Annotated in this window: 12 protein-coding genes; all 12 read left to right on the top strand. The window is 41.0% G+C overall.

Going from position 1 to position 10,673, the window contains the following annotated elements:
• The coding region (locus AACT42_RS01850) for a glutathione binding-like protein (protein ID WP_094183073.1) at positions 1-298 on the top strand (298 nt) is incomplete at its 5' end.
• A 134-nt stretch (positions 299-432) separates the two neighbouring features.
• On the top strand, positions 433-1,263 hold the full coding sequence (locus AACT42_RS01845; RefSeq protein ID WP_094131841.1) for an MBL fold metallo-hydrolase: 831 nt from the start codon (positions 433-435) through the stop codon (positions 1,261-1,263).
• A 755-nt stretch (positions 1,264-2,018) separates the two neighbouring features.
• A complete protein-coding gene (locus tag AACT42_RS01840; RefSeq protein WP_176429055.1) occupies positions 2,019-2,300 on the top strand; it encodes a hypothetical protein in 282 nt (93 codons plus the stop codon).
• A gap of 192 nt (positions 2,301-2,492) precedes the next feature.
• Positions 2,493-2,957: a GNAT family N-acetyltransferase gene (locus AACT42_RS01835; protein ID WP_017046620.1), complete on the top strand. Its 465-nt coding sequence runs from the start codon at positions 2,493-2,495 to the stop codon at positions 2,955-2,957.
• 139 nt (positions 2,958-3,096) lie between these two features.
• Positions 3,097-3,633 (top strand): hypothetical protein, encoded by a 537-nt coding sequence (locus AACT42_RS01830; RefSeq protein ID WP_057556422.1) that lies wholly within the window; start codon positions 3,097-3,099, stop codon positions 3,631-3,633.
• Between the two features lie 595 nt (positions 3,634-4,228).
• Entirely contained in the window at positions 4,229-4,867 is a 639-nt protein-coding gene (locus AACT42_RS01825; protein WP_046224726.1) for a hypothetical protein, read from the top strand.
• Between the two features lie 1,133 nt (positions 4,868-6,000).
• Positions 6,001-6,774, top strand: coding sequence for an aminoglycoside phosphotransferase family protein (locus AACT42_RS01820; protein WP_161441920.1), 774 nt, complete (start codon positions 6,001-6,003; stop codon positions 6,772-6,774).
• A 221-nt stretch (positions 6,775-6,995) separates the two neighbouring features.
• Positions 6,996-7,265, top strand: a complete 270-nt coding sequence (locus AACT42_RS01815; RefSeq protein ID WP_337247229.1) for a type II toxin-antitoxin system TacA family antitoxin — start codon at positions 6,996-6,998, stop codon at positions 7,263-7,265.
• Positions 7,262-7,795 carry a GNAT family N-acetyltransferase gene (locus AACT42_RS01810; RefSeq protein ID WP_010320665.1) on the top strand — a complete coding sequence of 178 codons (534 nt, stop codon included), beginning with the start codon at positions 7,262-7,264 and terminating at the stop codon, positions 7,793-7,795. Before AACT42_RS01815 ends, AACT42_RS01810 begins: the two co-directional genes overlap by 4 nt.
• A gap of 211 nt (positions 7,796-8,006) precedes the next feature.
• Positions 8,007-8,258, top strand: coding sequence for a type II toxin-antitoxin system Phd/YefM family antitoxin (locus tag AACT42_RS01805; protein ID WP_001250181.1), 252 nt, complete (start codon positions 8,007-8,009; stop codon positions 8,256-8,258).
• Positions 8,248-8,535, top strand: coding sequence for a type II toxin-antitoxin system RelE family toxin (locus AACT42_RS01800; protein ID WP_010320326.1), 288 nt, complete (start codon positions 8,248-8,250; stop codon positions 8,533-8,535). Before AACT42_RS01805 ends, AACT42_RS01800 begins: the two co-directional genes overlap by 11 nt.
• A 687-nt stretch (positions 8,536-9,222) precedes the next feature.
• A complete protein-coding gene (locus AACT42_RS01795; protein ID WP_045572420.1) occupies positions 9,223-9,438 on the top strand; it encodes a TIGR02450 family Trp-rich protein in 216 nt (71 codons plus the stop codon).
• Positions 9,439-10,673 lie beyond the last annotated feature (1,235 nt).

Here is a 10,673-nt window from a genome sequence, read left to right as displayed (position 1 = left end):
TATTGCAGTGGCCCGTTTTATCCAAAAATATCAAGGTATGCCAGAGTCAAGGTTAGAGGAATATCACGCCTTACAACCTGGAGGTAATAAAGCCTTATCAATAATGGAAAGTCGCTTAGCCCAAACGGATTACCTTGTCGGTAAGCAACTCACGATTGCTGATATTGCACTGTACGCCTATACGCATGTTGCTGATGAAGGTGGATTTAACTTATCCGATTACCCCAATATTCAAGCGTGGTGCAAAAGACTCCAAGAGCAAGCAGGCTACGTTGGTATGACGGAAACAAACACATAACAAACGCTTCAAGAGGGACAGCCAACGCGCGGCATTTTTATTGTGCGTTGGTTTTTGTGATTACGGTGTTATACGGAAGCTCGGTAGTAGCGTTGGCTGCCCCTTAAGCGGGCGTTAGCAATATAGGAGTTTATATGAAAAAGTTGAGTGTTGTTCTGTTCTTATTGGTTTCAGTTTGTGTAAGAGCAAATGACGATATTCCAGAGATGAATGATAAAAATGGGTATGTTGAACCCTTTCAAATGTTTGACGATGTGTATTATGTCGGTGATAAATGGGTTTCCTCTTACGCAGTCGAGACAAATACAGGGCTAGTTATTATTGATACACTAGACTTCCCTTATTCTAAATGGATACCGATTAATCTTAAAAAGTTAGGGTTAGAGAAGAAGCCAGTTACGCATATTTTAGCTACTCACGGGCATTCTGATCATGTTGGGGGGGCACAATACCTTCAGGCGAAGTATGGCTCTATAGTTGTGATGACCTCAAAAGGTCATGAGCTAGCGAAAAAACAAGCAGAGAAGAGTGAGGGAGCCAATAAATTTTTGCCGCCTAATGTAGACTTTATTGTTAAAGATGAAATGACTCTCGAAATCGGAGGGAAGCCGTTTAAATTTTATATTACACCTGGTCATACCGAGGGTGACTTTTCGTTAGATTTTATGGTGCAAGATAGCGGTGCACTATATCGTGCGTTTGTCGTCGGTGGGCATAGTTTGAGTGCCAAAAATCCAGAGTTAGCGAATCAATTTTTCAAAAGTATGGATAGAATCAGAGAGATTGCACTAAAACCTCCTGTTGTGACCGTGAACCTAGCAAATCACCCACATAAAAATGATTTGTTCGCTAATCGTGATAAACGAAAAAACGGTTCAGAAGTCAATCCATTTATAAGCAAGTCCAACTTTTTTACATTTTTAGAGCAGCAGGAAAAATTAGCGAAAGAAAAATTAGTCAAGTAGCGGAATCGGTTAAACCTGAACATTCAATGCAATTGAATGTTAGTGCATTAAATAAAATTACTGAAACGGGAAATATTGCTAACAAACAATTTAAGAGTGATTCAGCACGCTTGGCATTTTTGGTTTGGGTCAACTTAAGTGTTTACGGCGCTCAATTTCAGTAATGTGGTAACGTGCTTCACACCTTAATTGGGCGTTATGCAACTCAGGTGAATTTAGGGTTTCAATCTTTTGGGATTTCTCCGGCCATTCGTTTTGTGTTGTCGGCAAATGAGCATTTTTACTTTCAAATTCATGGTGAACTCAAGCCGTAAAACAGGCAAAGTTCTGTGTTTGCCTCAATCAGTTTTTGCGTTGGTTTGTTGTGAATTTAGCGGGCGTAAAGTGTGGAAAGGGCAAGTTTATCGAGCATTTTGCTTTTGCTGAAGGTTTCGCTCGTTGAGTTTGTCTGATTCAAAAGCTTGGTTTGTTGCTGAAAGGTGGACTTTGTTTTGGCGGCTTATTTATCACAGTTCTTGCTTGGGCTGATTCTTGAACCACTCAACCATTGCAATTGTGGTTTTTGATCGAGTAAAGTCAGTTTATCTTATTGAATTTGCATAACAAATGGCTCAAGAGGGATTGTCAACGCGTGGCGACTTTAGTGCAAAATTGCAGTTCAGTGTTTAAGTGTGTTTTTTAAGTTCGGCGGTGCGTTGTCAACCCCTTAGCCGGGCGTTATATTTTTTTAAGTTCAGCAACCAAAAGGATTCATGATGAACGTGGATAAAGCGAAAAAACGCATATTGAAACGAGTACAAAGAGGTTTCAAAGGTTATCCGCAAATATCATTAGAGTATTTCGGTAAAACGACGGACTTCGCGACCGAAGTCGTTATCACCTTTTTACCTGAAGAGAATGCCGATCCCCAAATACAACGTTTTACAAGTGACAAAGATGCCCGCGAAGACGAAGCGATTCAATCTGTATTGTTAAAAATCATTGAGCGTGCGGAAGCTGCTACAGTTTTGGAAAAGCACGAAATATCAGTTTGTTAATGGTTTTTCGGCAATCCTAAACAGTCGGTCACGTTAGCGTAGAGAATGAAAATATAACAAACGGCTCAAGAGGGATTGCCAACGCGTGGCGACTTTAGTACAAAATTGAAGTTCAGTGTTTACAGTGTTTTTTTTAAGTTCGGTGGTGCGTTGTCAACCCCTTAGCCGGGCGTTATGAAGCAGGAGGCAATCATGACTAAACCACATGAAAATATCGTACTGGAACCAGTAGCTGAATCAGAGTTTTGCAATGTATTTTCGGCGACAAAGCAAGCTCTTAAACTTCATGTTGAACCCGTTTATGGGTGGGATGATGAATACCAGTATCATCGCTTAACTACTGAATATCAGCATAGCTGGTATTATTGGGTAACTTATCGAAATCAAAGAGTCGGTCTTATTTGCTTCAAACCGTACGATCAAGCATTTCATATCCATTTGTTGATCATCTTTCCAGATCATCAGAAGAAAAAATTGGGTTTTAAGGTTATCAATCACATCCATCAACTAGCGGCTGAAGCAAATAGAAATCTCATTACATTATCTAGTTTTAAAAGCAACAAATCAGCCATAGGCTTTTATAGTAGTTTAGGCTACCAAATCACAGATAGTGGTGATGAAAACTTCGTTAGTATGGCGTGTGAAATTGCTTCATAACAAACGGCTCAAGAGGGATTGCCAACGCGTGGCGACTTTAGTGCAAAATTGAAGTTCAGTGTTTACAGTGTGTTTTTTGAGTTCGGCGGTGCGTTGTCAACCCCTTAGCCGGGCGTTAGCTCTATAAATAGGAGGATTGGTGATCGAATTTAAAGAGGATGTTTCGACCCCAGAAAATTGGTTTAGGCAAGCTTGGCAGATGTTTGAAGCTTCAAAATCTCTTTATGAAGTATTTTCAGTTCGGGAGATGAACACGAGTGAAAAGGATAATTATCGTCATGTTGGTGCGATGAAAGGAGCTATGTTGCTGCTTGGTCTCGCCGCTGAAAATGCTCTGAAAGGTGCTCTTGTATATAAACATAAACCTGACACCTCGAATGACCGGTTATATCCAAATCATTTCCACAAAAATGCACACGATCTAACAGATGTTGCAGATAAGCTGCATTTGGAACTATCAGAACCTCAACTTGAATTGCTTGGTAGACTCACAATCTTTGTGCAATGGGCATCCAAGTATCATGTGCCATTAAAGAAATCTGAGCTTGAACGGGCAAGTGGAAAAATAAAATTAGTGTATCCTTCAGACTATGCTGACGTCGAAAACCTTATTCTTAGACTTCAAATTGAGTCTGGCTATGACGAGACGTACGGTTGGCCGCAGAAAAAGAGCTAACAAACGCTTCAAGAGGGACATCCAACGCGCGGCATTTTTACTATGCGTTGGTTTGTGTGATTACGGTGCTATGCGGAAAGTTAGCAGTAGCGTTGGCTGCCCCTTAAGCGGGCGTTAGGCAAAGTGAGTTTTTATCAGCTAAATCGAGTTGGAATTGAACGGTAAATTCTATGTTTTCTGGCTTAAATTAAGCAATAAATCGTCATCACATATTTGTTGTTTCTTGATCGCGTTGGGTTGCTTTTCGTTGTGAGTTTAGCGGCAAAATAACCTTCAGCACCCAAACGTCCGCCGAGCATGCTACGCTCGTCACTTTTCTTCCAAACCGCTCAATTTGAGTTTTTTGTTTCTTTGCTGATTTAGCATTTTGGTTTATAAATGAATCGGTTAGTTGTTTTAAAATTTACAAAAAGCCTTGTTCTTTGGTTGTGAAAGTCTCGGTGTCAATCGGTTGGCCTAACAAACGGCTCAAGAGGGATTGCCAACGCGTGGCGGCTTTAGTACAAAATTAAAGTTCAGTGTTTACGGTGTGTTTTTTGAGTTCGGTTGTGCGTTGTCAACCCCTTAGCCGGGCGTTATAAAACAAGAGAGATTTATGGAAAAGTCAGATTCGTTTATTGTTGATTTTTGGGCATTTGTATTCAAAATGCTTGGAAAAATTTCATTTTTCAACTTGGTCAGAAGGCTATGCCCTAAAGCTAGAACTGGTCGTTTTTCTGAAATATGGGCTTTAAGTCATGTGTTTTTATCTATAGCGTCTGTGCCTGCTGTTTTATACATCAATAATCAATATATCGGCTTTGCTATAGCTTCTTATGCATTATTAAGGGTTTATGAGGTTGTGATTTATCAAACAAATGTACTTTTGTTTGATGAATATCGAGCGATCAAAGCTGGTAAAGAATACAAGCTGCATGGTTACAGACGAATTGTAATTTTATTGATGCAGAACTATTTCGAGATTATTTTTTGGTTTGCAGCGCAATATATTTTCTTTCAAAACATGTTCGCATTCGCAGTTGATGGATCTCACGAAAGTGTTTTAGGAGCGGTTTACACGAGTTTTGTTGTAATGACTAGCTTCGGATTTTACAACGTGACACCGTTAGGGGTTTTAGCTTACTCACTAGTTATTGGGCAAGCAATGATAGGTTTGTTCATGACATTGTTGAGTTTAGCGCGATTTATTGGTGTTATACCGACACCCAAGTCTATGGATGTTACGGAGCAGTAAATTGTTTTATAACAAAGCATTTAAGACGGATTCTCAACGCTTGGCAATTTCGGTTTAGGTCGGCTTCAGTGCTATATGTGGCAAGGTTTAGGCTTAGGTGCTCGCGTTGTTCACCACTTAATGCGGCGTTATGCAACTCAGGTAAATTTAGGGGCTCAATCTTTTGGATTTCTCCGGCCATTCGTTTGGTATTGTCGGCAAATGAGCTTTTTTACCCTAAAATTCGTGGTTTACTCAAGCCGTAAAACAGGCAAGGTTCTTTGTTTGCCTCAATGAGTTTTGGTGCTGGTTTGTTGTCAATTCAGCGTGCGCAAAGTGTGGAAAGGGCAAGTTAATTGAGCATTTTGCACTTGCTGAAGTTTTCGCTCGGTGAGTTTGTCTCATTCAAAAGCTTGGCTTGTTGCTGAAAGGTGGGCTTTGTTTTGGCGGCTTATTTATCACGGCTCTGGCTTCGGTTGGTTCTTGAATCACTCAACCATTGCAATTGTGGCTTTTGGTCGTGTAAATTCAGTTTATCTCATTGAATTTGCATAACAAACGGCTCAAGAGGGATTGCCAACGCGTGGCGGCTTTAGTGCAAAATTGAAGTTCAGTGTTTACAGTGTGTTTTTTGAGTTCGGCGGTGCGTTGTCAACCCCTTAGCCGGGCGTTAGGCAAAGTGAGTTTTTATCAGCTAAATCGAGTTGGAATTGAGCGGTAAATTACATGTTTTCTGGCTTAAGTTAAGTAATAAATAATCATCACATATTTGTTGTTTCTTGATCGTGTTGCGTTGCTTTTCGTTGAGAATTTAGCGGCAAAATAACCTTCAGCATCCAAACGTCCGCCGAGCATGCTACGATCGTCACTTTTCTTCCAAACCGCTCAATTTTAGTTTTTTGGTTTCTTTGCTGATTTAGCGTTTTGGTTTATAAATGAATCGTTTAGTTGGTTTTAAGTTGGTAAAAAAACCTTATTCTTTGGTTTTAAAAGTGTTGTTGTCAATCGGTTGGCCTAACAAACGGCTCAAGAGGGATTGCCAACGCGTGGCGGTTTTAGTGCACAATTGAAGTTCAGTGTTTACAGTGTGTTTTTTAAGTTCGGCGGTGCGTTGTCAACCCCTTAGCCGGGCGTTAGTTGCACAGGGAGGTATCGTGGAAGAATTATCAGGCGGAAGAGAATCTGCAATATATCGAGACGGTGAAGTCGTCTATCGACCTCTTCAGCCATGGAGTTCTACAATTCATCTTATTTTGAAGCATCTTGAGCGAGCAAAGGTAGACGAAATCCCCAGGTTTCTAGGGGTTAATCAAAACCAAGAAATCTTAAGTTTTGTCGCAGGTAATACCTACAATTATCCGCTAGTTGGCGCAATCGCAACAAATGATGCACTCATGTCAGCGGGCAAATTACTACGAAAAATACATGACTCAACAGCGTCACTCTTGGAGCAACTCGATGTCAATGCACACCGATGGATGTTAGACCCGAGAGAACCATTTGAGGTTATCTGTCATGGTGACTTTACCCCATACAATGTTGCCCTATTAGAAAATACAGTTGTTGGTGTGTTTGACTTCGATACAGTGCACCCAGCACCTAGAATATGGGACCTTGCATATTCAGTTTATTGCTGGTCTCCTTTCAAAACCGACAGCAATGATAAGCTGGGCACAATCTCAGAGCAGGTGGTTAGAGCTAAGTTGTTCTGTGACAGTTACGGCACAACTGAATCAGAAAGAGAACAATTAGCAGATGCTATGGTTCAGCGATTACAGGCTTTAGTATCTTTCATGCGTAGTGAAGCCGAAAATGGCAATGAATCCTTTGCTGAAAACATAGAGCAAGGTCATCTTCAAGCTTATCTGAATGACATAGAATATATCACTGAAAATAAACAAAAAATTCATTGTGCATTGTGCAACTAACAAACGCCTCAAGAGGGACTGTCAACGCGCGGCGTTTCCAGTCCCATTGAGCCGTGGTGATTACGGTTGTTGTGTTTGAGTTTGGTGTTATGCGTTGCCAGCCCCTTAGGCGGGCGTTATATTCTCCCTCGTCCCGTAAACTTTCCGTACGAATTGAATGTGCTTTAAGTTTGGACTATAATCTCTCAGGTTACGGAATGCATCCGTACGCAGGAGGGGTTATGGCAACGGCACGTTTAGATATCCGCCTTGATGAAGAGATCAAGGCAAAAGCCGAAAAAGCATCGGCTTTACTTGGTTTAAAAAGTCTCACTGAATATGTAGTGAGACTTATGGACGAAGATGCGACTCATGTTATTGAGGAGCACGAAAGTATTGTGGTTAAAGACAGTATTTTTGACGAGTTTATGGCTGCGTGTAATAAAGTAAAAACACCGAATAAAGCTTTGCTTGAAGCGGTTAAATTTACAGATAAGAGTGGTATCAAGTGAGTTGGGGTAAAGAGTTTGTAGAACTTAGTAAATCAAAGCATGATCGCGACTCATTTGACTGTGGTGAGCAAGAGCTAAACACATTTATCAAAACTCAAGCTGCAAAGCACATGCAAGCAGGTATTAGCCGAACAATGGTTTTACCTAGTGCTCAACCATTGTTAAATCAAAAATTCGCTATTTGTGCATTTTATAGTGTTGCACCGAGTTCAATCAGTCGAGAAACATTGCCGGCACAACTAGCAAAGAAACTTCCTAGGTATCCAATCCCTGTTTTTCTTTTGGCTCAATTAGCTGTGCACAAAGAGTTTCATGGCTCAGGGCTCGGAAAAATTAGTCTAATTCGTGCACTGAAGTACTTGTGGGAAGTGAATCATCACATGAGGGTATACGCAATTGTTGTGGACTGTCTGACAGACTCCGCTCAAGCGTTCTATACGAAGTTCGGTTTTGAAGTGTTGTGCGAACATAATGGGCGTATTCGTATGTTCTTACCAATGAAAACGGTAGAACAGCTTTTTAATCAATAGGCTACGAATATAACAAACAATTCAAGTGGATTCTCAACGCGTGGCAGTTTTACTATGCGTCAGGTAAAGTGTTTTACGGTGCAATGCAGCGGCTTGGCCAGTGCGTTGTTCACCACTTAATTGGGCGTTATGCCTCTTTTGTAAACCTCTAGCAATTACTTAAATTAAGGTCTAAAATTAGGTCTGATTTTAATGCTTATATGGTGAAGTTATGAGACAGGTATTAGCGAATTGCTCTGCCAGTATTTCAGAGTTAAAGAAAAACCCAACTGCTCTTTTGAACGAGGCTGATGGTTCAGCTATTGCGATCCTTAACCACAACAAACCCGCAGCTTACCTTGTACCGGCTGAAACTTACGAGTATCTGATGGATATGCTTGATGATTATGAGCTTTCCCAAATAGTAGATAGTCGTCGTGGTGATTTGTCGCAAGCTGTGGAAATCAATATTGATGACTTATAAGTTAAAGTTTTTGCCGGCAGCCCAAAAGGAGTGGAGTAAGCTAGCGCCAACTATTCAGAGTCAATTTAAAAAGAAACTCAAAGAAAGGCTAGAAAATCCCCACGTTCCATCATCAAAGTTACGGGGTTATGATTCTGTTTACAAAATCAAACTTCGTACAGCTGGTTATCGTTTGGCTTATGAAGTCATCGACAATGAAGTTGTCGTTTATGTACTCGCTGTTGGTAAACGAGATAAAGACGCTGTTTATAAGAAACTCGCTTCACGCTTCAGCTAGCGGCATAACAAACGCTTCAAGAGGGACAGCCAACGCGCGGCATTTTTACTATGCGTTGGTTTTTGTGATTACGGTGTTATGCGGTGAGTTTATAGTAGCGTTGGCTGCCCCTTAAGCGGGCGTTAGGCAAGGTGAGCTTTTATCAGCTAAATCGAGTTGGAATTGAACGGTAAATTCCATGTTTTCATGGCTGAATTTAAGTAATAAATAATCATCACATATTTGCTGTTTCTTGATCGCGTTGGGTTGTTTAGCGTTGTGAATTCAGCGGCAAAATAACCTTCAGCATTCAAACGTCCGCCGAGCATGCTACGCTCGTCACTTTTCTTCCAAATCGCTCAATTTGAGTTTTTTGTTTCTTTGCTGATTTAGCATTTTGGTTTATAAATGAGTCGGTTAGTTTGTTTCAAGTTTACAAAAAAGCTCGTCCTTTGGTTTTGAAAGTCTCGGTGTCAATCAGTTGGCCTAACAAACGGCTCAAGAGGGATTGCCAACGCGTGGCGGCTTTAGTTCAAAATTGAAGTTCAGTGTTTACAGTGGTTTTTTGAGTTCGGCGGTGCGTTGTCAACCCCTTAGCCGGGCGTTAGGTGTTCTTTAGTAACGCAGCCATCAATTGAACTTATTTTTCAAAATGTCCGTAAAATAATGAATTATCCAAAATGAATTCATAATGTTATGGAGTTGAAAATGAATCAGATTAATCCGGTAAAATTGCGCAATAGCAAATGGACAGCTGTAAAACCGATAAATCGAGAGAAACACTTTTTGGTGTCAGAAGTTGAGTATGAAGAGGACGGTTCGGTAACTTTGTGTAAGTTAGAATCTGTTCTTTCCAAAAATGAATATTCCATTGATTGGCTAGAGCTAAAAAATGAACAAAAGTGGTCTCAAGGTTGGACATAATCGGCATTTGGGCAATACACCTAACAAACGCTTCAAGAGGGACAGCCAACGCGTGGCATTTTTACTATGCGTTGGTTTTTGTGGTTACGGTGTTATGCGGAAAGTTGGTAGTAGCGTTGTCTGCCCCTTAAGCGGGCGTTATGCAACTCAGGTAAATTTAGGGGTTCAATCTTTTTAGATTTCTCCGGCCATTCGTTTTGTGTTGTCGGCAAATGAGCTTTTTGACCTTAAAATTCGTGGTTCACTCAAGCCGTAAAACAGACAAGGTTCTTTGTTTGCCTCAATCAGTTTTAACGTTGGCGCGTTGCGAATTTTGTGGGCGCAAAGTGTGGAAAGGGCAAGTTTATCGAGCATTTTGTACTTGCTGAAAATCTTGCTTGTTGAGTTTGTCTGATTCAAAAGCTTGGTTTGTTGCTGAAAGGTGGACTTTGTTTTGGCGGCTTATTTATCACGGCTCTTGCTTGGGTTGATTCTTGAATCACTCAACCATTGCAATTGTGGCATTTGGTCGTGTAAGGTCAGTTTATCTCATTGAATTTGCATAACAAACGGCTCAAGAGGGATTGCCAACGCGTGGCGGCTTTGGTGCAAAATTGAAGTTCAGTGTTTACAGTGTGTTTTTTAAGTTCGGCGGTGCGTTGTCAACCCCTTAGCCGGGCGTTAGTACGGGTTTGACATCAAAGGTCATAAGTTTTGGTATTTATCTGTTTTGGCGCTCGTCTTTACACCTTTCAGTTTGTACCTTTCACGTTCTTTCCGGTGGCACTATATGGTGAGTGTTTGCTTTGATTTCACCGTTTACGGTTTCTAACTCTTAGCCTATTTCTTTGGCGCCTCTTCTTTTTCGTGGCTTTTACTAAGTCAGAATTGTCTTTCTTTGGTGTTGCCGTCGGAGTGCGAGGATCGAATCCTTGTCTAATTTGAAGCCAGTGAAAGTAGGGGGCTTCAGTGCGTTTTTCTTCTAGCCAACTTTCGTCTTTCAATCGAGGTAAAGTTTTGTAGCTGCCCGTCTCACTTCAGTGTTCAAAGCCTTTCATATTATGCCACTTTTCAATATCTTGGAGCGCACAAATAGAAGTAGCGCATGTACTAACAAATTGCTTAAGAGTGATTCGTAACGCTTGGCATTTTCACTTTGCGGTGGCTTATGTGATTAAGGCGCTGTGCGGTAGCTTTTGTATTGCGTTACTCACACCTTAGCAAGGCGTTATATGCCATCTAGTTCTGCGTTCTAT

This window comes from Vibrio sp. V15_P4S5T153 (genome assembly GCF_963874485.1).
GTDB classification, from domain to species: Bacteria; Pseudomonadota; Gammaproteobacteria; order Enterobacterales; family Vibrionaceae; genus Vibrio; species Vibrio anguillarum.
Note: the sequence above shows the minus strand (reverse complement) of the source record. Positions and strands in the feature narration are given on the sequence as shown.